Genomic DNA, 26096 nt, shown 5'->3' on the forward strand with positions numbered 1-26096 from the left:
TTTGCTTTCATTTTTTATGTTTCATAATTTTCAGAGTCATATATATCACTATCCCAGTTTCTACAGCCACTATTGCTATAATCAGCATAAATAATGCTAAAAATGTATCCATAGAGATTCCTTGCACAGCTGGTGGTGTTGTTATATTTGAGTGTCTCACAATCACAACTGCATTACTTATCTCACCACAAATATTTTGATTAACAAAGGAGGCTATAGTATAATTCGATAGGTTGCATAAGATCTCCTTGTAATTCATATCATTGGTTGAGTTCATGTTATATATTGCTAATGCCATCTTTGAAGATGAGTAATTATAAAGTGAGACAACAATTACATTGCTTTGCCCCCTTAGATAAGGCACTGAAACTGCATTGGCGTAACTATTTATTAAACTATTTGTAATGTTTCTTAAGAAGACTGGTATAACCGATGTTAGAAATAGATTAAATGATGCAAAACTGTGAATGTTTGTTTGCGTTATATTAGCCTCTATATATTGAATCATGTCTTGGAGCTTGATCAGCAGAGGTAGTACACATAAAGTTGCTTTGTATCCGTTTACTATGTCACTAGGCATAGAGCCATCCACCGACATAATATATGTATTAACATATCCACGCATCTTTAGGCCTATGTTTATGTCTGTTCTCATTGGAAGAGAATCAAGTATGGCACAGTTTTGTGAAGGGCCTATATAGAGTCTTAGGTACTTACTCTTATTTACATAAACATCGAAAAGATAGTAAATAGATCTAAGATTGTCCTGTGTAGCTTCTGCTACATAGACCCCACTAGCATCAGCTATGACCTTGCCAGGATTAATTGACACATTATTCAGTAGCTCTACTAAGGGCTGCTTGAATGGAATCCAAACATGCGTCTCATTGAATTTGCCTAACATTACTACCTCATGCTTATGCCACTGTACTAATATTATACCCTTCTCTATTGCAATGTTTCCTTCAGCATTCTCTACAAGCTTTTTCACAGTATTGTTTTCTACGAACGATGTATATAGATAGTGTATTCGCTCACCACCAATAATATTTATTGTGAGATTAGCTACGGATATAACATTCTGGCTAGCTGAACTTGTTTCTATAGTAAATGTTGCTCTCATACCGCTATAAGAGAACGCTATTGAAAAATCTTTGAAGGGCGATTGTGGAATTGATGTATTCGTATATGCCCATAGCATGTTATGCTCGTCAACAAACAACACATTGTTTTGCCCTTTCAATTCGTAAGGAGTTTGCACTGCAATTAATATTAGTAGTATTGTTGCAGCAAATCCCATCTTTTTGCTACAGGCTTTATAGCGGTGCAAGTTTGTTACCATGTAGCAATACATGCCAATATTAATTTTATATGTTTTTATGATAAACCTTCTTAACAGCTGAAATTCGCTATTCTTTTACAGTTGTGTAAGATAAAATTGGTATGGCACTTCATATAGCTCTATTATTGAGGTTCCTTATTCTCATCCGGTCTCTAGCATTTGATAGGATAGGAAATGGTGTAGGTGTTAGGACTCACACCTTAAAATAGGTAAATTCTTGATAGATATTATTGAAGGGTGTAACTCTAATGAGGCAGGAAATAGCATTAAAGAAAATAGTGGAGTATGTAGCTCGTAAGGCTGCTTCACTTACGCAAAAATATGAGTTAGATGACTTAGTAGCACCATCTATTGCTCCAATCTTTGAAAAATCTGTTGAAAAAATGGCTTCAATGCTTGTAAAAAAGGGTAGTGGGATGAGATGCAATCTCTGCGACAAAGGACCATTTACAAAGAGAGGAATGTATCTTCATCTTATAAGGGTTCATTCCAAAGATATTGAAGTAATGGTCCAGGAAGAGCTAAAGAGGCTTCTTGAGGTAATTCGCAAGTAGGTTTTATACTTGCATTTCTTTGTTGCATCAAATCCTATCATAACATAAAAATGGAATTCTCCTTGAGCCAAATTGGTTAAACCTGTAACAAGATGGTTTGTAAAAACAGGATACAAATACAAATTATTTGTGGTTTTGCAAGCATCTTTCATACGAGGATATAACATCTCTTATCATTTCTTCGATTCTCGAAACATTGTTAATGCTATGAGAAATCTTTAATATTATGCTTGTTGAAAAACATTTATCCGTCGAGCCTATACATGCTATTTCCAGCATTCCATCGATAAACGGTTTAGGTACATCAATATGCCTAGTAATTATTTTCATGTTATCTACTTCTATCACCTTATAGATGTCTTTAAAATCACCTATATCCTTTATTTGACATGGATACAAATCAGATATTATAATTGTTGATTCGCCTTCGTTTATAAAAACAACTTTTCTATGATCATCGATGTAATAGTCTCTTACCCCCATATCAACCCTCTAAGTAGGATATACTACCAGCACAAGATCTGAGCCACAAAATGGGCATTTCATATTAAGCCTCTTAGCATCTGCTTGGCAGTAATACAAATTGTACTTGGATCCACATTTGGGACACTGATAAACAATGTCGTCTCCTAAATAAAGTTTCTTAGCGCATATCGAACATTTGACTTCATACCAGCCTTTATGCCCTGACGCGTTACATCCCCTAGGCCTTAACATTGTTTAGCACCTTAACACCTTAACTTTACAAATTTGAATCATTGCACAGATTTTATAAGCTGAGATGCTGAATTTTGCTTTTTAGATTGGTCGGAATTATGACTATAAAAATTATTGCTTTTGCCGATGTTCATGGCATGCAGTATCTAAGTATGTTGATATCCTCATTAAATAGAATCAATGTTAAGAATGTTGATTTTATTGTTATGGCTGGAGATATTGTTGATAAGGGAAGGATTGAGTACATGAGAGTAGTCTTATCCGTTCTACAGAAGCTTTTTCCACACATTTATAGCAGGCCAATTGTTATAGCGGTCTTTGGTAATGAAGAATATTTTGGTACAGAAGAAAATTACTATTCGGCTTATCCTCAAGTAATATGGCTTAATAACAGTTACAGAATTGTTAAGTTAGATGACTTTGAAATTTGCTTTGTAGGAGATCGAGGAGTATTAAAAAAGCCTACTACATGGCAACAGAGAAATATTAAAGGAATTGAAAATATTTATTCTAGGAATTTAGGGAACATCATAAATATGGTCAGAGCCTGCAAAAAAGATTATTACACCATCTTGATAACACATTATGCCTCAAGTTATCTCACAATCTTTGGGGAAAACCCATCGATATATCATTTCTTGGGATATCCTATAATAGAAGGCATGGATATAAAACCTGATATCGCTATACATGGTCATGCTCATAACTCTCAAAAAACAGAAGCTAATATAAATGGCACAGCTATTTACAATGTTTCTATACCTGCTAATAAAGGCGTTAAACTAATTACAATTTAGTTTTCACTAAGTAGAAAGATGCTAGCATTATATATGGCATTAGATATGTAAGATCAATGCCCTTCTTTCTCATCTCCAAATCTATTTTTATGAGGTTAGCGAAAACTGTTTTATCAAAGTCTATTCCAGTTGGGATGTCGTCTTTCGCAAGCTCTATGAATATTTTTGATAAGATATTATTAATGCTTTGAAGAGATTTGAAGAGGTTGTCTGCCATTGTTAAAACGTTCAAGATTCTTTGTAGTGATATAAAGAATGCAAAGCCTTTGTTATATCTTGATATAATTGAAAACATCTGACCCAAGCTTAGATCCTCAGTAAGTACCCTCCTCTCTGTAAGTTCACTCGCATCAATAATTTTGCGAAACTCTCCACCTACATTATTAAATATCTTAAGCAATTCCACGGTTTCTTGGGATGGAGTTAAATTTAAAGCATTGAAAACTTTTTTAACTGCTTCATGAAACTCTTTTTCTATTTTGTTAGAAAGATAGGCATCTATGTACAAAATAATTGTTGATGATATCACAACTGGTATTGGAATGTTGTATCCCAGCTCCTTTAAAAGAAGCATTATATTCCTCGTGATCATCTTGCCTATTTCTAGCTCCCTTATAGTTCTCCTCCCAGACCTGAGCTCAGCAACAATATTGTATACAATCTCATGAGATGTTGTAGCTGGCAATATCGAAGAAAGAACACATAACTCAAAATCATCTGAGAGGCTATACCTGTGAGGAGCTGATATCTTGGGGTAGCTGTTGCACGCATAAAACAGTGCTTTGATAACCTCCGTTATCATCTTTTCATTACCTTGAGATAAACAGTCTCACAACTTAATTTATTTGCTTTAATCAAATGCATTAAGAGGTGATTCTATTGAATACAAAAATCCATGTTCTATTTATAGCAACTATAATTGTCTATAGCTTTGCAGTATTGAAAGATATATCAATAGCTATAGCAGTGCTGATAGTAGTTCTTAGCATAGATTTTATTAGATTAAAAGCTTCTAAGAATGCTGTTAGTTTGATTGTTAGAAGAATAGCGTTAGATCTAAGAGGGGCTGTGGTTCCTCTGGTAACATCAACATTGATGGCTCTATGGAGTTTCCAAAGTATAGACTATTTATCACTATTTTTTCTAATTAGCTTGGCTATAGCATTATCATCATTAAATACCATAATAACTAGCAAATTTTTTGCCATAAATATTCTAAGATATGTGATGCCATATTTTATATTGACATCATTTCTGTATGGTGGTAGTGAATTCTATCCTCATGTACTTCCATTAGTTACGCAGTTAGGCATAATAATAGGATCTGATATTCTACATGGTGTTTATTTTACCAATGAAATGAGAGCAAAGATGTTGATTATTGGCGGTGCTGGCGAATATGATGCAATATATGTTTCAACCATAGCGATAGAATGGCTAGAGATATTTTGTAAATCTTTAACAACACTTATATGTCTTACAAAAAGTGTTTAGTGAAAGACTTAGGACAATGATGATTAGTATGAAGGTAGGTGTTGTAGCAGATAAACCCATACCCCCCTGGAGTGTTAGACAAATAATGTTAGCAATAGAGGAGTTAGGTGGTGAAGCTACGTATATAAGACCATCAGATATAACATCATTTATTGGTGGGATCCATGAAATAGTTTATACAAGCTCTTTGAAACCTGTTGACTTTGATGCTGTTATCCTACGTGATTTAGGTGTTGCAACAACTGTTGAAACATATCTTCGAAGAGTTGACCTATTCAAACATGTGGAGCTTACAGGTATACCAGTTGTGAATCCAGTTGAGTCATATGTGACAGCAAGAGACAAATATCTAAGCCTATGCCTGCTCAGTAGGGCTGGGATACCAGTTCCAAAGACTATTGTTGTAGAAGATCACTACACGGCAATCAAGGCTGTTGAAACACTTTCTAAAGCTGTTATAAAACCTCTTATAGGCAGTCTCGGTTTTGGGGTTATAAAGGTTGATAATCCGGATCTTGCATATACCATAGGAAAGACTCTTGCACAGATAAAACAGCCTATATATGTTCAAGAGTTTATCGAGAAGCCTAGCAGGGACATCAGGGTGCTGGTTGTTGGTAATGACGTTGTTACTGCTTACTATAGAATACAAACTGACCCCAAGAATTGGAAGACAAACATAGCGCAAGGAGCCATTGCAAAACCTATTGAGAAACTTGATAGAGAGCTGGAGGAATATTCATTTAAAATCTTAGATGTTTTAAAGCTTCACTATGCAGGCATAGACTTTGGAGAAACGAAGGAGGGTTACGTAGTTTTTGAAGTTAATGCATCGCCCCAGTGGAGAGGAATACAAAAGGTTACAGGTATTAACCCAGCGAAAAATATAGCAAGGTATGTATTGCAACTTGCTAGAAAATGATGATAAGCAAACCATCTGAGGTCGGATGTATGATGATAAGCTCTCGCACTGAGTAAGTAATGCATTTTCTTTTTTACGCAATTTCTATGCAAAAATATTTTGTATGTAGCAACTACACCCTCACTCTTCTTCTATGAACACTATGTTCTCCGGTTTAAAACCAAACTCTTCAATCAATATTTTTTTCAACCTTGATCTATGATCGCCTTGAATCTCTATTCTACCGTTCTTAATAGTTCCCCCAGCAGCCAATTTTGTTTTCAAGTAAGAGGCTAGCTTTTTCAAATCAAATGCTTTTTCATCAATCCCTTCAACAACTGTGACAACCTTACCCATCTTTCTATGTTCCAGCTTGATTTTGATTACTTGTGATTCCATTTCTAACTGTGTGCATAGCTCTGGTGGTAGTCCCATACACTCTAATTCTGATTTCATTTGTTTACATGCCCAAAAAGGTCTTTGTACAGAAGAGTTTAAAAGTTTACTTCGTGCAGACTCTGTTTAAGTACATGCTAGGCGTCTGCCCATGGTCAAGTATATATGTATACGATGCAGAAGAGAATTTGATGAATCTCAACTAACAGTTATGATGACTATAAGATGCCCTTATTGCGGATATAGGGTTATAGCTAAGGCCAGAAGTGGCGAAGTAAAGACTATTAGGGCTATCTAGCCAATAAAATTATATGAGCCTTGATGACTTGGTCAAGACAACAATTACATGTACTTGCAATACAAAGATGCCAAGTTGCTAATACTTTTTACCGCCCTTAAGCTCTTCACTACTCAATACACTGATGAGCTCTTTGTATCTATTTCTTACAGTAACCTCTGTAACGCCTGCAGCCATTGCCACTTCTTTCTGCGTTCTTCTCTCATCGTTTAAGAGCGCTGCTATGTAAACAGCTGCTGCTGCAACACCTGCTGGGTCTCTACCAGCTGTGACCCCGCGTTCCCTAGCTTTCTGAATGATTTCGATAGCTGTTTTTACTGTTGCCCCGCTTAGCCCTAAAATTGATGCAATTCTTTGTGCATGGTCTGCTGCATCAACAATAGGTATTTTTAAGCTAAGTTCTCTAAGAAGTAGTCTATAGCATCTTGCAATCTCCTTTCTAGTGCTTTTAGCAAACTTTGAAATCTCATCTAGCGTTCTAGGAACTCCATGGATTCTGCAAGCTGCGTAAAGTGCAGCCGCAACCATGCTATCTATAGCCCTGCCCCTCACAAGCTCTCTCTCAACAGCTTTTCTATAGATCATTGCAGCTTCTTCTCTAACAGTTCTAGGGAGGTTCAGCTGGTCAGCAAGTCTATCGAGTTCATTTAGAGCTTGTATGAGGTTTCTATCTACAGCACTTTGAATCCTCATTCTGCTATGCCACTTTCTAATTCTTATAAGTTCCAGTCTTTTCTTAAGATCAAGCTTTCTTCCAGTCACATCCCTATCATACCAGTCTATAACTGTTGAGAGGCCACTATCATGTAGAGCAACATTTATTGGACCGCCAGCCCTGCTTCTCCTGTCCCTCTCCTCGGCTGTAAAAGCCCTCCACTCAGGACCTCTATCAATAACATGCTCGGCGATAACCTCACCACTATCTGCACATATCCACTCCCCCCTAACTTCATCATAAATTATGTTTCCGCTGGGACACTGAGATAAAATATCTTCTTGAGAAGGCTCAGAAGGCCTTATAACCATTTTTATAACGCCTCTTAATCCTTCTTGCAAAAGGTTTATAAACTTTTCGCCACAATATATTGCATCGATTTTGTTGAACATTTAATTAAAGTTTAAGAATATTGACATAGACTTAAATACTCCACAAAAATAAACTGCCTATGAAGCCGGGTCGTCTAGCGGCCAAGGATGCGGGGCTCTGGCCCCCGTGACCGGGGTTCGAATCCCCGCCCGGCTACCAACAACCACTTCCTATATTTAACCTCCTTGCGACCATCCCTGCAATTTCCGTCAATATTTTAGCGCCTAAAAAAGTTGTTATCTCCGAAAGATCGTGCTCTGGGGTTATCTCAACAATGTCAATAGCAAGCAACTTTTCGTCTACAATCCTACTTATAGCATTCAACAAATCTGTTGGTGTTGACCCTAAAGGCTCTGGTGTTTGAACACCTGGCGCGTACGATGGATCCATAAAGTCAATGTCTATTGAGAGATACTTTGGATTATTTTTACAGACTTCAATTTCCTTTTCTAGGCGCTCTATAACGTTAGCCTGGACTGAGCCTGTTACCCTAATAACACTTATTCTGCTATCCATGCTTTTGACTTGTTCTATCTCCTCTCTGCTTATAGCTCTTGCCCCAACAATTATTATCTTCTTGTATTGAGCCTCTTCAGATACCCTCTTAATAACTGTTGCATGATTGTACCTAGATCCCAAATACTCGTGTCTAAGATCAGTGTGAGCATCAAAAACTATTAGGCATGGGTCTTGAAAGCGCTTAGAAAAAGCCTTGAATGCTGGTAGAGTTATAGTATGCTCGCCACCCAGTATAAACACGATTTTGTTGTATCCAAGTATTTCGTAAATGACATTCTCGATCCGGGCCAAAGACTGTAAAATATCGCCTGGTGCTAAAACTATGTCTCCAAGATCATGGAAACCGATTTGCTCTAAATCAATATTTGAGAGCGCTGTACAGAGCTCAAGAGATTTTGAGGCTTCTCTCAACGCTTTTGGTGCTCTGCTACAACCCCCTCTATACGATGTTGACATATCTAGTGGAGCTCCAACAACCATGAATGGCGTTTCTTCAAGTGATTTATTGAATCCGAGAAAAGCATTTGACTCTAAGATGTTACTTAGATAGATGTTTTTCATATGTTATCGCCCGTCTAAACGATTTTAAATTCTCTATAGCTTAAGTTTTTAAGTTAAAAGATGAGAATATCTACAGGTAAGCAATATAGTGATGCAGGATGTCGTCAAAATATGATAAGATCATAGACTTTGCTGTTCGAAAGGGCTTTCTGTGGCAATCCTATGAAATTTATGGAGGACAAGCAGGATTCTACGACCTTGGACCTCTGGGTGTGTTACTAAAAAACAACGTTATTGAGCTTTGGAGAGAATATTTTATTAAACAACACCAAGACTTTGTTATAGAGATCGAGACCCCAATTATTACACCAGCAATGGTGCTTAGGGCTAGCGGACATGAAGAGAACTTTACAGACTATGCTGTGGAATGTCTACAGTGCCACAGAATCTTTAGAGCAGATCACCTAGTTGAGGAAAAGCTAGGAATATCAGCAGAGGGGCTCGGTGCTGAGGAACTAGACAAACTGATAAGAGAGAATAACATTAAGTGCCCTATCTGTGGAGGTCCTCTTGGAAATGTCCACAAATTTCTATTACTTTTCCAAACATACATAGGTCCATACTCTCCAAGCAACCTAGCCTATTTGAGGCCTGAAGCTGCCCAGGGTATGTTCATAAACTTTAAACGTGTATATGAATTGATGAGGAGAAGGCTGCCTGTTGGAATAGCGCAGATAGGGAGGGTAGCGCGAAACGAGATCTCGCCTAGACAAGGACCGATAAGACTAAGAGAGTTTACGATCATGGAAATAGAGTTTTTCTACGACGATACAGACCCTCGTTGTGAACTGCTTTACGAGAATTGTGCAAATGAGAGAATAAATATCTTAACAGCTGAGCAGAGAAGTAGAGGAGAGGATAAATATATTTCAGTAAATGTTGTAGAGGCATTCAATGAAAAAATAATTATAAGCCCCTGGCTAGCATATTGGATGTGTATAGCAAAGAGGTTTATCAATGCCCTTGGTGTAGCTAATGAAAAAACATATTTTGAGGAGAAGCTACCTAGTGAAAGAGCACACTACTCCAAACAGACCTTCGACCAGATAGTCCTTGTTGAGAAGCTGGGTAAACTAGAGGTTTCTGGGCATGCGTATCGCCATGTCTACGATCTTGAAAGACATATTGCGTTTAGCAAAGCTGATCTATATGCTATAAGACAGTTAAAATCCCCTAAAATAATTAAGAGGGTTGTTGTTAAATATGATAAAAATGCTATTGTAAGCATGTTTGGCGCCAAAGCCTCTACAATATTTAGAGCCCTGGCTACGACAAGTAATGAGGATCTTATGAAGATTGTTGAAGAGACTAAAGGCGATTACATTAATATTGGCGGCGTTGACATACCCAAAAACGTTCTAAGGATTGAAACGGTTGAAGAGAGTGCGTGGACAGAGAAGTTCATTCCCCACGTTGCTGAGCCTTCTTTTGGCGCTGAGAGACTCATGTATGTTGTGTTAGAGTATGCCTATAGCGAAGAAGGGGACAGAACCGTGCTTAGAATACCAAAGAGGCTAGCGCCAATAAAAGTTGGCATAGCCACGCTAGTTGATAAGGAGCCTCTCGAGAAAATCGCTCAAGAAATCTTCAATACGCTCAAAAAGCTCTACTATGTACGATACCTAGAGGGCGGATCAATAGGCAAGAAATATGCCCAAGCAGATGAAATTGGAATACCATATGTCATTACTGTAGACTATGACTCTATAAACAAAAGAGATGTCACAATCAGAGATAGGGATACTAGAAAACAGATTCGTGTACCAATTAATGATGTTGCAAAGGTGATTGATATGGGGCTTAAGGGTGTGGACATCCTCGGTTTGGGGTACCCAGTAATAGAATCTCAGTCAGATTAGAAGTTAGGAAGTAAAAAGAGTTTGCAGTTAAAGATAGAAAGACTTTTATTTTATGTAAAGCTATATTCCTTGATTGATAATTGAAGGTGGTTTTTGACGTGAGTAGTGATAGTGTTAAGAATGATGCTACAGAGGAGATCGAGCAACATGAGAAAATAGATTTGAAGAAGCTGCTAGCAGTTGTACCACCGCCATCAGAAGTTTTGTCTAGGAAGAAGCAAGGAGCAAAGGAGAAGCGGCTTAGACTACTATATGACAATAGTGTTAATGAAAGTGAAGCGAAAATTGCTTCATCATTGGCAAAAGAATTGAGTATAAGAGATTACATAGAAATTAGTGTGGCTGGCAAGAAGAGGTTTAAATTAAAAGCTGTGATAGATGATTCTGCATCTCCAAACTTTGTCTATGTGAATCCCGAGCTAATGAAAAAGAATGGTATAGCAGATAACAGTATATGCACCATTAGAGCTGCTTAGATCTGGGACAGGTGCATGAGCATAATAACGCTCCTAGAAAATGTGGTGCATGAGCATAGTAAGCATCTAAGAAAAAGTAGGAAGGTAAGACTAGAACCACTTAATAGCGCATCTACAAAAACATTTGAGCAGTATGTGAAAAAACTAAAGAGCTTGTCCCAGAAACTTGGTGCAACACTCTATTCCATAACACAGTACAACCTAAAAGAGCTAGACCAAGAATCTCTTACCAAACTGGATCTACTCACATTCTTCATATACGAGGTGGCCACAACCGAGGAGATGGAGTTTTGGAGTAATCTAGAAACATATAGAAAAAGTTTAATGAACATTGAAATAGTTATTGATGAGGAAATTGAAAGGATTGCCAAGATAAAAGAGCTTGCAAAAGTCATTAATATGCATGTGCAATCCCTTCTTAAAGAGGCATAAACATGATAACATTTATATTCTCTCTACAGCTTCTAATTTAGCAGATGTAAACATATCATGGTGAAGAGAGTTTGCCTAGCGATGTGCTGAGCCCAGACATTATGCAATTATCAATAGCAGAGGAATCCCTTATAGAGAGCCTTGGCAATACAACTGCAAAGATCGCTCAACTAGCTGAAATAATCAAAGAAATATTGGATGATATGATCTCAGATAGATTAGAAGGTGCTAAAAATAGACTTCAGAAGGCTGTGGCTCTGTTCCATAGTTGTAAGGATTCTATAGAGTCTTCATACATTTACCTAGCAAAGGTTTCAACAACTTTTTCATATACAGTGCATTACATGAATTTGCTTAACAACATCAGGAACATTCTTCAAGATGTATACAAGGTTTTGGTGCTTATAAATACATCACTGAAAAGAATAAAAGGAAATGAAGAATTCCTTATCCAGGTACAGAAATTAGTGAACATGATAATTTCATATCTGAAGACTGTAACAAACTACTTTTCTGCATTAATCTCAAGAAGCAACAAAATTGATGAAACAATAGATTATCTGTCAAAAACCGTAAACAGTATAGAGAGCTATGTTTACGAGGCTCTAGCCAATAATGTGTATGATGATACATACTCATATGTGTTATCAGACAACGCCGCGGATCTGGCGGAATCAGCATCTAAACTATACGAGGCTTTATTATGCCTTCACATAGCGAAGAAGAGCTAAGGGTAAGCATATACATTGTCGGCTGGAAGGGTATTGTAGCCGATGTTGAGAAGGCTATGAAGCTTTTCAAGATGTTCATAGGCAAGCCATTAGGTGTTGCAAAACCCAATCCAAACGCTGTATATAATACACCACTTATCTTATCAATGTATGAATCATTGTATCTATGTGAAAAAGGTGTGGCAGCTCCGCTGCTTCACGGATCCAGAATCAGTTGTAGCGATCTTGAAAAGTATTTTGTGAATATTATGCCACAGTTCAAGAGAAAGTATACTGTTTTTAAGCATTTGAGGGAACAAGGCTACATAGTTAGAAGTGGAATGAAATTTGGATCAGACTTTACAGTATATGAACTCGGTCCTGGTCTCGAACATGCACCATATGTTGTAACGGTAGCTTCAAGTAATGACTATTTAAGGGCTGTGGACATAGTGGGGCTTGGAAGGATGGGGCATAGTGTTAGGAAGAAGTCTGTTCTGGCTATTGTAAATGAGAAGGATTACTCTGTAAACTATATAATTTTTAAATGGGTTAAGTTATAGGATAAACCCAGAAATAGAAGTTTTGTCTATTGGGAATGGTGAAAATCGTTTGCATAATAAGAAGGAAGATGGTAGGGAGAGACAAGGTAAGCACTTTCCTAGGCATGGCCAAGCCTCAAGAGGAGAGAACTATACTAGAAGAGATGAGAGACATTCAAAGCCTATACACCGCCAATATGTAGAGCATAAAGAGAGTAGACAAGAGCTTGTACCAAGGCCTATTGGAAGCCAGTGCAGCCCTTCGTGTCCCTTGTTCAGATGTGCAAAAAGAGCACTGATACTAAAACTTATTGATGGAAAGCCTATGGCATGGTGTACTTGGGTAAATGACTACTGCATTGGATACAAGTGTCAATATGCATCCTGTAGCAATAGATATCTTTTGCCGGATGGCAGATGCCTTGCAGCTATTAAGAGTAGCGAAAAGTCCGAGAACGAGTTTTTGAAGGAGGTTGAGAAACAAGAGGGCTCGGATAGCCTTAAGAACTTGCTTAGTCGTAGAGGTATTCGCAAGGATCTCGGGTTTGAGGATCTTTAGAGCCTCCCCATCTTCTATACAGATTATGCTCTATGCCTAAAAGATCGAGCACCTTACCTACTATAAAGTCTACAACGTCTCTAAGACTTTGTGGATGTGAGTAAAAACCTATAACAGCAGGCACAATTGATATACCTAGTTTAGCCGCATTGAGAAGAACGTTGAGTTCTACAACACCTAATGGGGCCTCTCTAACAACAGCTACCACAGGTTTCTTCATTCGCAATCCTATTAAAGAAGCCCTTACAATTAGGTTATCGGCTAGCCCATTAGTAATCATTGCAATGGTTTTTATCGATGCTGGTGCGATTATGTATGCATCAAGAGCATTGCTACTACTAGCAATAGCTACATGAAGATCTTTTTCGCTGTAAAGAACCTTTGAAAAGCTTTTTATCTTATCTAGGAACCAGCTCCTATTTTTGCACTCATAATCAACTACAACCAGTGCATTTTCTGAAACTGTTGCATAAACCTCGTGGCCAAGGCTATTCAAAACCTCTGCTAATCGCAATGCTATAACACATCCACTAGCACCAGTAACTCCAAGGAAAATCTTCATTGGATTCAGACCTGCGCGAGCCTATCACAAATCAACCCTTTCAAGCCTCATCATAGTTTGACAACATTGGTTTGGCGCCGGGGGGAGGATTCGAACCTCCGACCACGGGGTTAACAGCCCCGCGCTCTACCAGCTGAGCTACCCCGGCGCCGCACACAAGACTCCTAGTTTTGTGCAGAGTCTAAAAGCTTATATAATTAATCTCGTACTCTCTTCTTTACGAAGATTCTTCAATGAGATGTAAGAGGCTATGACCAATCCGTATAATGGTGCTGTAAAAGGATCTGTATTAATCTTTATCTCCACAAAGCTTTTCTGTGTGGTAAACCTCTTTGTACTTAATATGACCTCTCTCATTATGTGCTCCTCTGCTGTTGTATAGAATGTTGCAACGTTTCTTGCAATCCTTATAAACTTGTGTAGTTTATCGACTGTAGTATATAAGTAGCCTAGATCTCCAAGCTCCTCTGCGACACTCAGCATAGAGTATGTAGCTGTGACCAAATCGCATTCCCTAGCCTTATCAGCATCCTCACCGAACTTCTTCGTTATATCCCCAACTATGCTAGATAGTGTCACCTCCTGCTCCATTCTCTTAATTCTTTGAATATCCCTGCCACCAAGCTTAACACCAAGTTTTATACTAGCCAAAGTTGTTGCCAACCTGTACACTCTTTCATCGATTTCTATAAGGCTCTCTTCATCAAATTTCAAAGACCTTTCTATACTAATTGGTTTTGGAGCAATTGCAGAAAGATCAACACCTAGAAGCTTTAGTGATTGATATGTTCTCTGTAGGCATGATATTGCAAGGCTATGTGAAAAGATTACTGCATGGTCTATAGACTCGCTTACATAAGGTAGCATTATGTTGTGTATATAATCTCCATGCATTGTCAATAGATTGATCCCTGGTTTTGATATTCTTAGAATTGATTCTAAATGCCTTGCAACGCCCTCCACAGATCCACAATATATTATTGCGATCGATCTCTTAGAGCTAATACTATCAACCAATCTGTTGTATATATTGTCGGACTCTTTCTCGGCTTTATCAACAATTCTCTTTAGATAATCTTCAACATCAATATCTATGTTTCTTCACCGCCATACTCCTCCTCGTGGAGGAGATCGAGGAAAATCTCTTTGTAGTACTCCTCTTTTTCCTGCTCTATCTCCTCCTTCTTCCTCCCAATCTTTTTCCCCTCACTTATAACAGATGTTGTTTTAACCCTGTCGCTAGATGACGTCTGTATACCCATTGTATAGCCAGCTCCAGAAGAGGGTCCGGAGAAGGGTATTTCATAGCCACACTTACTACATTTCAAAACCATTGAACCATCATCTTTTTTCATTGGCTTCATTAAGCCTCCGCACTTCGGACAAAACTGCGTTTTTCACCACCTTAAGCAAATCTGATTGATTCCTAGCTATCTATCTTTAAAGGTTTATAAATTTATAGCTGTCAATATGGTTCAGTGTCTAGTGTCTTCTTCATCGCTTGCGGCTCTGTGGTAATACCATTCATCATTTCTGCAACAACCTAAATGCTTTGTATAGCTCGACAACCCTTTTTGCTGTTTCAATAAATTTTGTTTCTGTGCATTCGCTACACACGGTTCTGCCATCTGCTAGCTTAACAATTATTCTCTCTTTTCCTTTTCCACACGATACATATTTGGATTCCATTACAAGACCTGCCATCGCATAACCCTCAAGATCGTATGTGGATACAGTGTTTGTGCATTCACTCATAGTTTTTACCATTTTCACATTCTGTCTATGGGCTCTATACCTAGCATCTGGAGAGAGTTTCTAAGTACTTTATTTACTGCATACACTAGCAGTATTTTCGAGTCTCTCAGACTCTCATCTTTTTCAAGAACTATTGGCTCTTCATCATACCAAGTATTGAATTCGTCAGCTACTTTCAAGGTATATATAGCCAGTGGTGATGGATCCAACTCTCTGTAGCTCTTATACAGAATGTCTGGAAATGATGCAACAAGTTTTATCAGTCTCCACCTCCTAGTGTTTTCAGCTAGCCTCTTGTCAATTTTCTGGAGCATTTTGGTCCAGTTCAGCTCTATTCCCAGCTCTCTTGCTTTTCTGAATATCCCTTCTGTCCTAGCATATGTATATAGTAGGTAGGGGGCAGAGTTTCTTTCAAAGTTTAGAACAGAGTCCCATGCGAACTTCACTGGTCTTGATGGGGATACTGATAGTAGGTAGAATTTTATTGCTGCTATGCCTACTTTCTCCGCTACCTCCTCTGATCCTCCACCTCTTTTCTCGAGCTCTATCAGAACTCTTTTCTTAGCCTCATTCATTATCTCGTCCAATGTTATTATCCTTCCCCTTCTAGAGCTCATCTTCGTACCCTCAACATTTACAATCTCATAGCTATAGTGGATAAGGTTCTCGGCCTCTCTTGTGTAGCCCAGCATGTATAGTGCTAGTCTCAGCTGTGATTGCGGTAGCTTTTGTTCTGATGCGATCACATTTATTACCATATCTGCGTTGAATTCTCTGAATTTTTTCAGGGTATATGCAATGTCTCTTACAGTGTAGAGTGTTGTTCCATCGCTTCTCTGTATTATTAGTGGTGGTACTTCCAAGCTTTTTTCTATTCTGAGCCTCTCTCTAATGTCTTCCCTGTCTATTTCCTTGAAGTCTATTGCCAAAGCCCCTTTGTGTATTGTTGCTTTTTTTCTTAGCTCGCTTAATATTTTCTCTACCTCGCCACTCCATATGAGGTCGCTTTCCCAGTCCCAGACCTCTATCTCTACACCAAATCTTTTGAGGGTTTCTTTGAATCCCTCTATACACATGTTTATTATGCTTCTAACAAGAGATGTTGTGCTTTGTTCTCCCTCTTCATAGTCTTTCATTATTCTTGATACCTCCTCTTCAAAGTCTATGCTCTTCATAGCCTCTGATATGATGTTGAATGCGTCTGGAGCGACACTGTAAAGCCTGGCTGCATCAGCCATAAGCTCATCGAGCTCACTCCTCAGCTTCTTTGCCTCCTCCCCACTTGTTTTTTCAAGCTCTTTCTTAATCCTCTGGATTTCGGCAACAGTGTTTGTTATAGCATATATTATCCCCACCCAGTGGTCAGACTTCATATTAGCCGGCTTCTCAATCTCTTTGAGAAGCTTGAATCCTAGAGCAACCATAGCTGTTTGCCTCCCAGCATCGTTTATATAAAACCTTGTCTGCACATTGTTTCCAAAGGCTCTGAGAATCCTTGCTATGAAGCTTCCTAGTGCAGCGTTTCTCGCTGCCCCTATGTGTAGTGGGTGTATGGGGTTCGCAGAAACATACTCTACAACAATGTTTCTCTGTATCTTCTCTCTACAAACACCGTAATCCTTCTTGTCTACAACATAGCCCAAAACCAGTTGCGTAAACTTTTCTCTATCCAAGAAAATGTTTAGGTATATCCCCTTCAGATCAGCTTGAGATACAAACCTACAGCCCTTGAGCTTCTCTGGCGAAACCTTATCTCTTTCTATCATAGCCTTTGACAAAATTATTGAAACATCTCCAAACTCCTCTCTCGGGATATCGAACCCCATCCTCACATTATCCACTGAAGCCTCAAGCGACTCTGCTATACAAGCTCTAACATCTTCTAGTGGATTACCACACATAGTTATGAAACACCAAACTGAACCAGAGGATCCTCAAAATCTATTGGAAGAGGTTTGCCTGATGCAACAATCTCATCATATCTCCTATCAAGAAACCCAATAAATATTTGACAATTTTCAAACCTTCCATCAAGTGTACACTTCTCTCCAAGCTTGAGAAAACAGAGCCTCTTTTTCCTATCGTAAAATGGGCAAAGCTTGTGATGAAGCTTGGCACTTCTTATCATTTTCTGTATCCAAGCCTTTTTAGCATCCTTCTGCTTCTCACCTACCTGCTGATCCACGGTCATGAAGCTCTCACCACATAGACGTTTATCTATGAACTTGTCTAAACCAAGTTATCTGCACCAGGAGAAAATAAGGGTATAGCCCACATCACGAGAAACACATTCATAGAAAATCCGATGAGCGCTGTGCAGACCCGCTTATACCCAGCCCCGTCCCAGACTGGCGTCGGGCGATTGGGAGCGGTGGGCTACACCCCTCGGGGCATAAGCCCCTCGGGGCATACACCCCCGCCCCATCAACCCCGTCTTCTACGGGAGCCCTCCTCCCGGGCAAAGCCCGGGAACGGCCGCCTCTTTTCGGGGAGGGGTTCCCGCTTAGATGCTTTCAGCGGTTACCCCCCACGGCGTAGCTACGCGGCATACGCCTTGCCAGACGACCGCTACACCAGAGGCCGCGGCGACCCGTTCCTCTCGTACTGAGGTCACCTTCCCCTCAGGCGGCCTGCACCCCCCGTGGGTAGAGTCCGACCTGTCTCACGACGGTCTAAACCCAGCTCACGTTCCCCTTTAATGGGCGGGCAGCCCCACCCTTGGGGGCTGCTGCACCCCCAGGATGGGAAGAGCCGACGTCGATGTAGCAAACCGCGGGGTCGATGTGGGCTCTCGCCCGCGACGACCCTGTTATCCTCGGGGTAACTTTTCTGTCATGCCCGGCCCCCACCAAGGGGGCACGAGCGTTCGCTAGGCCGCGGTTTCCCGGCCCGGCCCCTTACTGTCAAGAGCCGGGTCAGGCCAGCTTTTGCCCTTGCACTCTACGGCGGAGTTCTGACCCGCCTGAGCTGGCCTTTGGGCGCCCGTGTTACCTTTTCGCGGGCGTGCCGCCCCAGCCGAACCGCCCACCCGGTGCTGTCCCCTGGGTAATCCCCAGGGTAATGCCCCCGGCCCCCACTGGGCGGTGTTTCATTGGCCCCTCCAACGGACCCGGAGGCCCGTTCTCACAGGGTCCCGCCTACGCTATGCAGCGGAGGCCGGGGGCATACACCGGGCTGCGGTAAAGCTCCACGAGGTCTTCTCTCCCTACGGGGGGATGCCGGCCTGTGCACCGGCTCCGTGGGCTTCACGGGGACCCGGGCTGGGACAGTGGGGCCCTCGTTGATCCCTTCATGCGCGCCGGAACTTACCCGGCAAGGCATTTGGCTACCTTAAGAGGGTCAGAGTTACCCCCGGCCTTCAGCGGCGCTTCGCCGGGTTGAACCCCGGTTTCACGGACCGCCAGTGGCCAGGATTCGGCCCCCGTACACACCCTTTCGGGCTAGCGGGGACCTATGTTTTTATTAAACAGTCAGGACCCCCTAGTCACTGCGACCTGCGGTTCCAGGGGTTAACCCCAGAACCGCAGGTACCCCTTCTCCCGAAGTTACGGGGCTAACTTGGCCGAGTTCCCTAGCCCGGGTTAGCCCCCGCACGCCTTGGGCTCCTCACCCAGGAGCACCTGTGGCGGTTCTCGGTACGGGCGCGGGGGATCGTTCCCTGTCCCCTTTTCATGGGCCCCAGGGCTCGGCCGAACCGCCCTAACGGGCGGCCATTCCTCCCTTCAGCCGGTTCTCGCCTTTACGGCACTCCCCGGCCTTCGGGTAGTTAGCTGGGGCATGACTGCCCCAGTCGGCCTACCCCGAGGCGTCGGGGACAGGGCTTGCGTTGCCGCACCTACCCCCGCGGCAGGGGAATATTAACCCCTTTCCCTTTCGGCGGGTCCGAGTTACGGCCCGCCTTAGGACCGGCTAACCCTTGGCCGACAATCGTAGCCAAGGAACCCTGGTCCTTCCGGCGGAGGGGGTTTTCACCCCTCTTTGCTGTTACTACCGCCGGGATCCGCACCCGGAGCGGGTCCACCGGACCTCACGGCCCGGCTTCTGTCCCACTCCGGCGCCCCCCTACCGGATCAGAGCCGCATAGCGGCTCTGCCCCGGGGTCTCGGCGGCCGGCTTAGCCCCGACCAATCTTCGGGGCCCCGAGCCTCGGCGGGTGAGCTGTTACGCACTCCTTAGAGGATGGCTGCTGTTAGGCCCACCTCCCCGCTGTCTAAGGCTCGGGACGCCCTTTGAGATTGGCACTAAGCCGGCACTTAGGGGCCTTAACCCCGGTCTGGGTTGTTCCCCTCTCGGCACCCAGGCTTACCCCGGGTGCCCCACTCCCGCCGTCTACGGGGCCCACGGGTTCGGAGTTGGACCGGGAGCACTGGCGGTCATCCCGCCAGCAACCCCCGATCCGTAGCTCTACCCCGTGGGCACCCTCAGGCGGGGCTGCGCTGGGACGCACTTCGGGGGGAACCAGCTATCACCGGGCTAGATTGGTCTTTCGCCCCTAGGCGGAGGTCATGGGAGCGAATTGCACGTCAGCACCCCTTCGGGCCTCCACCGGGGATACCCCCGGCTTCACCCTGCCCCCGCCTAGATCGCCCGGTTTCTGGTCTCACAGCCGTGACTACAGGCCCTTGTCGGACCCCGCCCCTCGCCGAGGAAGACCTCGGCTGCGGGCCGTCGGTTTCCCTACGGCTTCGGGGTTAACCCCCTTAGCCTCGCCACGGCTGTGAACTCCCCGGCCCGTGTTTCAAGACGGACGGTGCGACCCCGGTCCCCTTCCCTCGTACTCCCCGGTCACCCGGGTTTCCTTCGGGAAAGATCATCCCTTTCGGGCCGCACCGTGATTAGCCGCTCGGTTTCAGGCTCTTTTCACCCCCCTTCCGGGGTACTTTTCAGCTTTCCCTCACGGTACTTAGTTCGCTATCGGTCTTGGGACGTATTTAGCTTTGGAGGTTGGTGCCCCCCAGCTTCCCACGGCAAAACCAAGCCGTGGTACTCTGGCCGTCTATCTCAGCCCCCCACGGTTTAGCCTACGGGGCTATCACCCTCTACGGCGGGGCTTTCCAGCCCACTTCGGCTACCGTGGGTCGGGCCTGTCCTCGATAGACGGCCTCAACACCACATCTCCTCACGGTTATCCCGTGAGGATTTGGTTTGAGCTTCCCCCCTTTCGGTCGCCCCTACTCAGGGGATCCTTATTAGTTTCTCTTCCTCCCCCTACTAAGATGTTTCCGTTCGGGGGGTTCCCCTCCGGTACTCCCCGGTTGCCCAGGTTTCCCGGATGCCACGGGTTTGACCCGTGGCGGGAATTCCCATTCGGGGATCCTGGGTTCAACGGCTGCCTGCGCCTCCCCCAGGCATATCGCCGCTTGCCGCGCCCTTCCTCGGCGCCCAAGCCGAGCCATCCACCGAGCGGCTTCTTGCCGAGGTCTGGGGCGGGGCTGGTGTGTATCGGGTCTGCACAGCGCTCATCAGGGGATTAACCCCTTTGCTAGTTCTGCTCGAAACCCCAGTGAGTTGGGGTTTCGAGCAACATCATATGGGGTGTTTCACCACCAGAGAACATTCACGCAGCTCTACTCCCGCCACCCTTTATTTAAGGAGGTGATCCAGCCGCACCTTCCGGTACGGCTACCTTGTTACGACTTCTCCCCCCTTGCGGAGGAGAGGTTCGACCCACCCCACTACCGGGTAACCGGTAGTGGAATGGGCCTCACCCCTCCTCCGCTCGGGTGGAGCGACGGGCGGTGTGTGCAAGGAGCAGGGACGTATTCACCGCGCGATGTTGACGCGCGGTTACTAGGGATTCCACGTTCACGAGGGCGAGTTGCAGCCCTCGATCCCAACCACGGCGGGGTTTCAGGGATTACCTCCCCCTTTCGGGGTCGGCACCCGCTGTCCCCGCCATTGTAGCCCGCGTGCAGCCCGGGGGATTCGGGGCATGCTGACCTGCCGTGGCCCCCTCCTTCCTCCGCCTTATCGGCGGCAGTCCCCCCAGTGTGCCCCCGGTCCGGAGACCGGGGTAGCAACTGGGGGTGGGGATCTCGCTCGTTGCCGGACTTAACCGGACGCCTCACGGCACGAGCTGGCGACGGCCATGCACCTCCTCTCAGCGCGTCGGGCAAGGTCGTTAGCCTGGCCGTCATCCTGCTGTCGCCCCCGGTAAGATTCCCGGCGTTGACTCCAATTGAGCCGCAGGCTCCACCCCTTGTGGTGCTCCCCCGCCAATTCCTTTAAGTTTCAGCCTTGCGGCCGTACTCCCCAGGCGGCGGGCTTAACGGCTTCCCTGCGGCACTGGGCGGGCTCAAAGCCCGCCCAACACCTAGCCCGCATCGTTTACAGCCGGGACTACCCGGGTATCTAATCCGGTTCGCTCCCCCGGCTTTCGCCCCTCACCGTCGGGCGCGTTCCAGCCGAGCGCCTTCGCCACTGGTGGTCCTCCCGGGATTATCGGATTTCGCCCCTACCCCGGGAGTACCCTCGGCCTCTCCCGCCCCCTAGCCCGGCAGTATCCCCACCCGTCCCCGGGTTGAGCCCGGGGATTTCAGTGGGGACTTACCGGGCCGGCTACGGGCGCTTTAGGCCCAGTAAGCGTCCCGACCACTCGCGGGGCTGGTATTACCGCGGCGGCTGACACCAGACTTGCCCCCCGCTTATTCCCCCGCCTTCTTACAGCGGGGAAAAGCCCCTCTTCGGGGCACTCGGGGTGGCCCCGTCACGGTTTCCCGCATTGCGGAGGTTTCGCGCCTGGTGCACCCCGTAGGGCCTGGGCCCTTGTCTCAGTGCCCATCTGGGGGCTCCCGCTCTCACGGCCCCTACCCGTTATCGGCTTGGCGGGCCGTTACCCCGCCAACAACCATGATGGGCCGCAGCCCCATCCTCGGGCGGCTAGACCTTCACAGCGGTCTAGCCCTTTCGGCGGAGGACCCTTCCAGGCCTCTCCGCCTATCGGGGATTAGCCCCAGTTTCCCGGGACTATCCCCGTCCCGAGGGTAGGTTAGCCACGTGTTACTCAGCCGTCCGCCACACCCCGCACTTGCGGGGCGTACGACTTCCATGGCTTAGCCCCACCCCGATAGCGGTCGGGTCCGGCAGGATCAACCGGTATCGCGGCCGCAAGGCCGCGGGGTGGCGGGAGTAAAGCTGTTGCGTGGTTCTCTGGTGGTGAAACACCCCTGTGAGACCCGACCTCCCCGGGGTAGGGATCCCCGGGTCTATTCGGGTCCCCATTCAAGATGAGGTTTTATAGCACTGTATTCCCGCGGTTGGAGTTCAAGCAGTTCATTCACGGGATTTTTCCCGAGTCCCGCTTTGCCGCCGGTACCGCGGGATGAGTTTGTTGCGGTTATCTCCTTAGCTTTTGCACACTTAAAAGCTTTCATATAAAAAAATTAAGTTAATTTTTCTTGCGATTTTTATTATGTTCTCCCTTACACAACAATAGAATTTTTTGCTTAACTTATGGATAGCTCTCAAAGCACCTAGAGCATGTACAGGTAATGACATGGATATAAGAACAAAATTCAAAATTATGTTTTGGTGGACCGGCCGGGATTTGAACCCGGGACCTCTCGGGTGCAAACCGAGCGCTCTTCCAGCTGAGCTACCGGCCCACAGAACCACTTTGGTTAATCATTTGTTGTGCGGATTAAAAGCATTACTTATCATTGTTATTTACATTCTCTACTCTACCTAAAACCTCATGAAAAGTGTTCTTCTTACATGTCTCGCAATAGTGATAAACAGACTTTACATCCCTTATATCAAAGCTTACCTCTAAAACCCATCTCACACCACATACAGTACATTTCAGCAACCATCCACGTCTGTTATTGTCTGCCATCGAATCTCGCCAAAGCTATTTCTCTAAACCCTGTATAAATAGCTATGGGCTCAAATCCAAAAATCTTTAGACACAATCCAAATAAAGTTTTGGTCGACAATTAGACCGCCTCGTGGATTCTCTAATATAGAAAAGTGTTGGTGCGGGGGGTGGGATTCGAACCCACGCAGGCCTACGCCAGCGGGTCTTGAGCCCGCCCCCTTTGGCCTAGCTCGGGCACCCCCGCACCAGTGTGCTAGTTGATCTAGTAACATGTTGCAAAAATTCTCTGTTTTCCTAGGTTAATAAGTTGTTGAAACCCTTGCCAGAAGTGGGCCCGGGGGGATTTGAACCCCCGACCTCCCGGTTATCAGCCGGGCGCTCTACCAAACTGAGCTACGGGCCCTGTCATAATTTCTAATGTGTAAGAGTTTTAAACTTTTAATATGCTTCCGCGGGCCTTGGCTCTACAATGGTTCATCATTTTATCAGTCCGCCCATCGAATCCCATTAGCCCTTTGCGGCTCTAGATTATGTAGTTGCTTAGCGCGTTAACAAGATGGTGTACTCTAGACCAAATTTTATTCTTACTTAAGACGTTTTGCGCTCAGCTAATATATCTTTATATCGCCTCTAGCAAGGTTTACCAAACCAGAGGTTTTATTGCCATGCCTGCTGATGCCTCCTCGAATGCTAGAGATCTTAAAACTGTTGATGTAGATGTTCTCAGGCTTTTGATTAATGTCTACAGGTATGGTTCTATAAATAGAGCTGCGAAAGCACTTGGCATGCGATATTCTAAAGCGTGGAACTTGATTAAGAGAGTAGACGATGTGATTAACATAGGCTATGTAAAGAAGGGTGGGAGAGAAGGCGGTGGTGTTATTCTGTCTGAAGATGCTTTAAAACTGCTGAGGAAAACATTATCCCAGTACCACAGAATCTTTGCAGGTGAATTCAAGAATCTATATCCAGAGGCCAAGAACATATTCTTGTACTATAGGGGAAGTCACGACATAGCCTTCAACCACTTAATCAAAGCTCTTGAGGAAAGCAAGACACTTGTATATGCTGAGTGGGTTGGGTCTCTAACAGGAATAGCCTCTCTGACATTAGGAGAATCAGATTTTGCTGGAATACATATAGTGAACAGCGATCTCATCCCCAGCAACATAGAGACTTTGAAAATGTTTGGACTAGAAAACAAGGTTGTGGTTGTCAAAGGCTATGAAAGACTCCAAGGATTCTTCCTAAAAAAGTCTACAATGGATGTAGAAGACATTTTGAGAGGTGTTGTAAACGGGGAGCAAGTAATTGCTTTGAGACCCCCTGCCACGGGAACTAGACTCCTTTTCAACACACTTTTGAGAAAATATCTCAGCAAACATGGGATAGAAGAGAAGAACGTTATATTGAAGACTGTGGAACTGAAGACACACAACGATGTTGCGAAAGCCGTTAGCGAAAATGAGGCAGATATAGGGATTGGCATAGCATGTTTGTCCAAGATGTACAACATAAAGTTTATTCCCATAGCTTGGGAGAGCTTCGACTTTGTATTCTCGCTGGATAGCGTAGACATTGAATTTGTAAAGAGGTTTGCAAGTATTTTAAAGGATAGAGAATTTATATCGATAATAGAATCGCTTGAAGGTTATAGAGCTCCTAAAAACATTGGGGAGATAATCAAGCTGTGATGAAGTCTTTTGACAAGAACCGTTATCCAAGACCTGCGATAACGCTTTTAAAGCCGCGCCAAGGCTGTAGAGCCTCAGGTGGGAAGTCAATGAGAAAAACACTATTGTATGTAGCCTTCATCATTATAGTGATTATAGCAGGTATTGCAGGCTACTACATTGGGAGACACTACAGCGAGAAAACTGTGGAAACACCTCAGCAAAACTCTATAGTGATTGCAACAACAACGTCTCTATACCAAATCGGTATACTTAACGACTTCTTCAACAACTTCAACAACTTGACCCATATGAACATAACATTCAATGTCCTTGCAAAAGGCAGTGGCGAGGCACTGAGGCTTTTGGCGGATGGCTCGGCATGTATAGGGTTTGTGCATGCGCCATCACCTGAGCTACAATACATGAATCAAGGAAAGATTATGAGGCTCGCTATCTTTGGATACAACGAATTTGTTGTTGTTGGCCCATCCAGCGACCCCGCAAATGTGAGAAACGCCTCTGATTCTGTCGACGCCTTCAAGAGGATCTACGAAGCTGGCGAAAAGGGCTTGGCAAAGTTTGTTAGCAGAGGTGACCAGTCAGGTACTAACATCAGAGAACTACAGATATGGAATCTAACCAAGCTCAATCCAGAAGGGAGGCCATGGTATTTAAAGAGTGGGCAGGGAATGGCCCAAACGCTTCTAATGGCCGACAACCTAAATGCCTATACGCTAACAGATATTGGAAGCTATCTAAATCTCGTTAACCAGGGCAAGCTAAAGAATATTGTGATACTTAAAAGAGATCCGCTCTACCTAGTCAACGTGTATTCGATGTACCTTTCAAAAGCTAGTTCCTGCGACAATCCCTACACGTGGTATATAGCGCTTAAGCTCAGCGACTATATATTGAATGGTGGGCAGGATCTCCTATCAACTAAGTACAAGGGTCTTGTAAATCCTGTTAGAGGCAATGAAAGTTTAATAGAGCAGGCTTGGCATGCTTTAACAAGACTAGGCTAAACAAAAAGGCTTTTTAAT

At 44.1% G+C, this 26096-nt stretch carries 26 protein-coding genes, 5 tRNA genes, 2 rRNA genes and 1 pseudogene; 14 read left to right on the forward strand and 20 right to left on the reverse strand.

Features of this window, described 5'->3' with window-relative positions; translation table 11 throughout:
- Positions 1 to 7: 7 nt before the first annotated feature.
- Positions 8 to 1342: a hypothetical protein gene (locus tag QW284_07185; GenBank protein ID MEM0339454.1), complete on the reverse strand. Its 1335-nt coding sequence runs from the start codon at positions 1340 to 1342 to the stop codon at positions 8 to 10.
- Positions 1343 to 1590: 248 nt separating this feature from the next.
- On the opposite strand from QW284_07185, the gene QW284_07190 reads away from it, so the two are divergent.
- Entirely contained in the window at positions 1591 to 1896 is a 306-nt protein-coding gene (locus tag QW284_07190; GenBank protein ID MEM0339455.1) for a hypothetical protein, read from the forward strand.
- A gap of 123 nt (positions 1897 to 2019) precedes the next feature.
- Here QW284_07190 and QW284_07195 read toward each other — a convergent pair whose 3' ends face one another.
- Together QW284_07195 and QW284_07200 are read right to left on the reverse strand one after the other, a co-directional pair.
- A complete protein-coding gene (locus tag QW284_07195; GenBank protein ID MEM0339456.1) occupies positions 2020 to 2379 on the reverse strand; it encodes a hypothetical protein in 360 nt (119 codons plus the stop codon).
- Positions 2380 to 2388: 9 nt separating this feature from the next.
- Positions 2389 to 2613: a hypothetical protein gene (locus QW284_07200; protein MEM0339457.1), complete on the reverse strand. Its 225-nt coding sequence runs from the start codon at positions 2611 to 2613 to the stop codon at positions 2389 to 2391.
- A 98-nt stretch (positions 2614 to 2711) separates the two neighbouring features.
- Here QW284_07200 and QW284_07205 point away from each other — a divergent pair, with 98 nt between their 5' ends.
- On the forward strand, positions 2712 to 3410 hold the full coding sequence (locus QW284_07205) for a metallophosphoesterase (GenBank protein MEM0339458.1): 699 nt from the start codon (positions 2712 to 2714) through the stop codon (positions 3408 to 3410).
- Here QW284_07205 and QW284_07210 read toward each other — a convergent pair.
- On the reverse strand, positions 3400 to 4212 hold the full coding sequence (locus tag QW284_07210) for a hypothetical protein (GenBank protein ID MEM0339459.1): 813 nt from the start codon (positions 4210 to 4212) through the stop codon (positions 3400 to 3402). The genes QW284_07205 and QW284_07210 overlap by 11 nt on opposite strands.
- Before the next feature lie 77 nt (positions 4213 to 4289).
- Between QW284_07210 and QW284_07215 the strand changes: the two genes are divergently transcribed.
- Positions 4290 to 4904 carry a DUF1614 domain-containing protein gene (locus QW284_07215; protein MEM0339460.1) on the forward strand — a complete coding sequence of 205 codons (615 nt, stop codon included), beginning with the start codon at positions 4290 to 4292 and terminating at the stop codon, positions 4902 to 4904.
- Between the two features lie 28 nt (positions 4905 to 4932).
- Complete coding sequence (locus tag QW284_07220) at positions 4933 to 5826, forward strand: RimK family alpha-L-glutamate ligase (GenBank protein ID MEM0339461.1); 894 nt, start codon at positions 4933 to 4935, stop codon at positions 5824 to 5826.
- Between the two features lie 120 nt (positions 5827 to 5946).
- Here QW284_07220 and yciH read toward each other — a convergent pair whose 3' ends face one another.
- The gene (yciH, locus tag QW284_07225) at positions 5947 to 6261 is read right to left on the reverse strand and encodes a stress response translation initiation inhibitor YciH (protein ID MEM0339462.1); all 315 of its coding nucleotides are present in this window, start codon (positions 6259 to 6261) and stop codon (positions 5947 to 5949) included.
- A 91-nt stretch (positions 6262 to 6352) separates the two neighbouring features.
- On the opposite strand from yciH, the gene QW284_07230 reads away from it, so the two are divergent.
- Positions 6353 to 6499 carry a DNA-directed RNA polymerase subunit P gene (locus QW284_07230; GenBank protein MEM0339463.1) on the forward strand — a complete coding sequence of 49 codons (147 nt, stop codon included), beginning with the start codon at positions 6353 to 6355 and terminating at the stop codon, positions 6497 to 6499.
- A gap of 78 nt (positions 6500 to 6577) precedes the next feature.
- On the opposite strand, the gene QW284_07235 is transcribed toward QW284_07230, so the two are convergent.
- Entirely contained in the window at positions 6578 to 7525 is a 948-nt protein-coding gene (locus tag QW284_07235; GenBank protein MEM0339464.1) for a transcription initiation factor IIB, read from the reverse strand.
- Between the two features lie 144 nt (positions 7526 to 7669).
- Here QW284_07235 and QW284_07240 point away from each other — a divergent pair.
- Positions 7670 to 7745, forward strand: a tRNA-Gln gene (locus tag QW284_07240).
- Here QW284_07240 and speB read toward each other — a convergent pair.
- Entirely contained in the window at positions 7740 to 8666 is a 927-nt protein-coding gene (gene speB, locus QW284_07245; GenBank protein ID MEM0339465.1) for an agmatinase, read from the reverse strand. The two genes, QW284_07240 and speB, sit on opposite strands and share 6 nt — an antisense overlap.
- Positions 8667 to 8764: 98 nt before the next feature.
- Between speB and glyS the strand changes: the two genes are divergently transcribed.
- From glyS to QW284_07275, 6 genes are all read left to right on the forward strand, one after another.
- Positions 8765 to 10525, forward strand: coding sequence for a glycine--tRNA ligase (gene glyS / locus QW284_07250; protein MEM0339466.1), 1761 nt, complete (start codon positions 8765 to 8767; stop codon positions 10523 to 10525).
- Between the two features lie 98 nt (positions 10526 to 10623).
- Positions 10624 to 11001, forward strand: coding sequence for a hypothetical protein (locus QW284_07255; GenBank protein MEM0339467.1), 378 nt, complete (start codon positions 10624 to 10626; stop codon positions 10999 to 11001).
- Between the two features lie 15 nt (positions 11002 to 11016).
- Complete coding sequence (locus QW284_07260; GenBank protein MEM0339468.1) at positions 11017 to 11433, forward strand: hypothetical protein; 417 nt, start codon at positions 11017 to 11019, stop codon at positions 11431 to 11433.
- Between the two features lie 71 nt (positions 11434 to 11504).
- Positions 11505 to 12164, forward strand: coding sequence for a hypothetical protein (locus QW284_07265; protein MEM0339469.1), 660 nt, complete (start codon positions 11505 to 11507; stop codon positions 12162 to 12164).
- Positions 12137 to 12706 carry a tRNA-intron lyase gene (endA, locus tag QW284_07270; GenBank protein ID MEM0339470.1) on the forward strand — a complete coding sequence of 190 codons (570 nt, stop codon included), beginning with the start codon at positions 12137 to 12139 and terminating at the stop codon, positions 12704 to 12706. The genes QW284_07265 and endA overlap by 28 nt, the downstream gene beginning before the upstream one ends.
- A gap of 49 nt (positions 12707 to 12755) precedes the next feature.
- On the forward strand, positions 12756 to 13244 hold the full coding sequence (locus tag QW284_07275; protein MEM0339471.1) for a hypothetical protein: 489 nt from the start codon (positions 12756 to 12758) through the stop codon (positions 13242 to 13244).
- Here the strand turns inward: QW284_07275 and QW284_07280 are convergent.
- The 13 genes and pseudogenes from QW284_07280 to QW284_07340 all read right to left on the reverse strand — a co-directional run bounded on the left by QW284_07280 (position 13198) and on the right by QW284_07340 (position 23780).
- Positions 13198 to 13806, reverse strand: a complete 609-nt coding sequence (locus QW284_07280) for a UbiX family flavin prenyltransferase (protein MEM0339472.1) — start codon at positions 13804 to 13806, stop codon at positions 13198 to 13200. The genes QW284_07275 and QW284_07280 overlap by 47 nt on opposite strands.
- Positions 13807 to 13878: 72 nt before the next feature.
- Positions 13879 to 13954, reverse strand: a tRNA-Asn gene (locus tag QW284_07285).
- Between the two features lie 41 nt (positions 13955 to 13995).
- Positions 13996 to 14769 carry a hypothetical protein gene (locus QW284_07290; GenBank protein ID MEM0339473.1) on the reverse strand — a complete coding sequence of 258 codons (774 nt, stop codon included), beginning with the start codon at positions 14767 to 14769 and terminating at the stop codon, positions 13996 to 13998.
- Positions 14770 to 14897: 128 nt separating this feature from the next.
- Positions 14898 to 15185: pseudogene (locus QW284_07295) on the reverse strand (DNA-directed RNA polymerase subunit M).
- Between the two features lie 148 nt (positions 15186 to 15333).
- Positions 15334 to 15561 carry a hypothetical protein gene (locus QW284_07300; protein MEM0339474.1) on the reverse strand — a complete coding sequence of 76 codons (228 nt, stop codon included), beginning with the start codon at positions 15559 to 15561 and terminating at the stop codon, positions 15334 to 15336.
- 14 nt (positions 15562 to 15575) lie between these two features.
- On the reverse strand, positions 15576 to 17462 hold the full coding sequence (locus QW284_07305) for an arginine--tRNA ligase (GenBank protein ID MEM0339475.1): 1887 nt from the start codon (positions 17460 to 17462) through the stop codon (positions 15576 to 15578).
- A 2-nt stretch (positions 17463 to 17464) separates the two neighbouring features.
- A complete protein-coding gene (locus tag QW284_07310) occupies positions 17465 to 17752 on the reverse strand; it encodes a hypothetical protein (GenBank protein MEM0339476.1) in 288 nt (95 codons plus the stop codon).
- 152 nt (positions 17753 to 17904) lie between these two features.
- Positions 17905 to 20985, reverse strand: a 23S ribosomal RNA gene (locus tag QW284_07315).
- Positions 20986 to 21151: 166 nt separating this feature from the next.
- Positions 21152 to 22660, reverse strand: a 16S ribosomal RNA gene (locus QW284_07320).
- The 16S and 23S rRNA genes sit together here with 1 tRNA gene alongside, the layout of an rRNA operon.
- Positions 22661 to 23089: 429 nt before the next feature.
- Positions 23090 to 23165 (reverse strand) — tRNA-Ala (locus QW284_07325).
- 44 nt (positions 23166 to 23209) lie between these two features.
- Complete coding sequence (locus QW284_07330) at positions 23210 to 23395, reverse strand: hypothetical protein (protein MEM0339477.1); 186 nt, start codon at positions 23393 to 23395, stop codon at positions 23210 to 23212.
- 138 nt (positions 23396 to 23533) lie between these two features.
- Positions 23534 to 23621, reverse strand: a tRNA-Leu gene (locus QW284_07335).
- Positions 23622 to 23706: 85 nt separating this feature from the next.
- Positions 23707 to 23780, reverse strand: a tRNA-Ile gene (locus QW284_07340).
- Positions 23781 to 24042: 262 nt separating this feature from the next.
- Here QW284_07340 and QW284_07345 point away from each other — a divergent pair.
- A complete protein-coding gene (locus QW284_07345; GenBank protein MEM0339478.1) occupies positions 24043 to 25071 on the forward strand; it encodes a substrate-binding domain-containing protein in 1029 nt (342 codons plus the stop codon).
- On the forward strand, positions 25071 to 26078 hold the full coding sequence (locus QW284_07350) for a substrate-binding domain-containing protein (protein ID MEM0339479.1): 1008 nt from the start codon (positions 25071 to 25073) through the stop codon (positions 26076 to 26078). Before QW284_07345 ends, QW284_07350 begins: the two co-directional genes overlap by 1 nt.
- The last annotated feature ends 18 nt before the right edge of the window (positions 26079 to 26096 follow it).

Source organism: Ignisphaera sp., from assembly GCA_038735125.1.
Lineage (GTDB): Archaea > Thermoproteota > Thermoprotei_A > Sulfolobales > Ignisphaeraceae > Ignisphaera.

Bases quoted from the DNA above. Each gene is read 5' to 3' on its own strand.
- QW284_07235 (MEM0339464.1), bottom strand. From the start codon at position 7,525: ATGGTTATAAGGCCTTCTGAGCCTTCTCAAGAAGATATTTTATCTCAG.
- yciH (MEM0339462.1), bottom strand. From the start codon at position 6,261: ATGAAATCAGAATTAGAGTGTATGGGACTACCACCAGAGCTATGCACA.
- QW284_07195 (MEM0339456.1), bottom strand. From the start codon at position 2,379: ATGGGGGTAAGAGACTATTACATCGATGATCATAGAAAAGTTGTTTTT.
- QW284_07185 (MEM0339454.1), bottom strand. From the start codon at position 1,342: ATGGTAACAAACTTGCACCGCTATAAAGCCTGTAGCAAAAAGATGGGA.
- QW284_07220 (MEM0339461.1), top strand. From the start codon at position 4,933: ATGAAGGTAGGTGTTGTAGCAGATAAACCCATACCCCCCTGGAGTGTT.
- QW284_07260 (MEM0339468.1), top strand. From the start codon at position 11,017: ATGAGCATAATAACGCTCCTAGAAAATGTGGTGCATGAGCATAGTAAG.
- QW284_07200 (MEM0339457.1), bottom strand. From the start codon at position 2,613: ATGTTAAGGCCTAGGGGATGTAACGCGTCAGGGCATAAAGGCTGGTAT.
- QW284_07230 (MEM0339463.1), top strand. From the start codon at position 6,353: ATGGTCAAGTATATATGTATACGATGCAGAAGAGAATTTGATGAATCT.
- QW284_07345 (MEM0339478.1), top strand. From the start codon at position 24,043: ATGCCTGCTGATGCCTCCTCGAATGCTAGAGATCTTAAAACTGTTGAT.
- glyS (MEM0339466.1), top strand. From the start codon at position 8,765: ATGTCGTCAAAATATGATAAGATCATAGACTTTGCTGTTCGAAAGGGC.
- QW284_07300 (MEM0339474.1), bottom strand. From the start codon at position 15,561: ATGAGTGAATGCACAAACACTGTATCCACATACGATCTTGAGGGTTAT.
- QW284_07210 (MEM0339459.1), bottom strand. From the start codon at position 4,212: ATGATAACGGAGGTTATCAAAGCACTGTTTTATGCGTGCAACAGCTAC.
- QW284_07305 (MEM0339475.1), bottom strand. From the start codon at position 17,462: ATGTGTGGTAATCCACTAGAAGATGTTAGAGCTTGTATAGCAGAGTCG.
- QW284_07280 (MEM0339472.1), bottom strand. From the start codon at position 13,806: ATGAAGATTTTCCTTGGAGTTACTGGTGCTAGTGGATGTGTTATAGCA.
- speB (MEM0339465.1), bottom strand. From the start codon at position 8,666: ATGAAAAACATCTATCTAAGTAACATCTTAGAGTCAAATGCTTTTCTC.
- QW284_07350 (MEM0339479.1), top strand. From the start codon at position 25,071: ATGAAGTCTTTTGACAAGAACCGTTATCCAAGACCTGCGATAACGCTT.
- QW284_07310 (MEM0339476.1), bottom strand. From the start codon at position 17,752: ATGACCGTGGATCAGCAGGTAGGTGAGAAGCAGAAGGATGCTAAAAAG.
- QW284_07205 (MEM0339458.1), top strand. From the start codon at position 2,712: ATGACTATAAAAATTATTGCTTTTGCCGATGTTCATGGCATGCAGTAT.
- QW284_07330 (MEM0339477.1), bottom strand. From the start codon at position 23,395: ATGGCAGACAATAACAGACGTGGATGGTTGCTGAAATGTACTGTATGT.
- QW284_07190 (MEM0339455.1), top strand. From the start codon at position 1,591: ATGAGGCAGGAAATAGCATTAAAGAAAATAGTGGAGTATGTAGCTCGT.
- endA (MEM0339470.1), top strand. From the start codon at position 12,137: ATGCCTTCACATAGCGAAGAAGAGCTAAGGGTAAGCATATACATTGTC.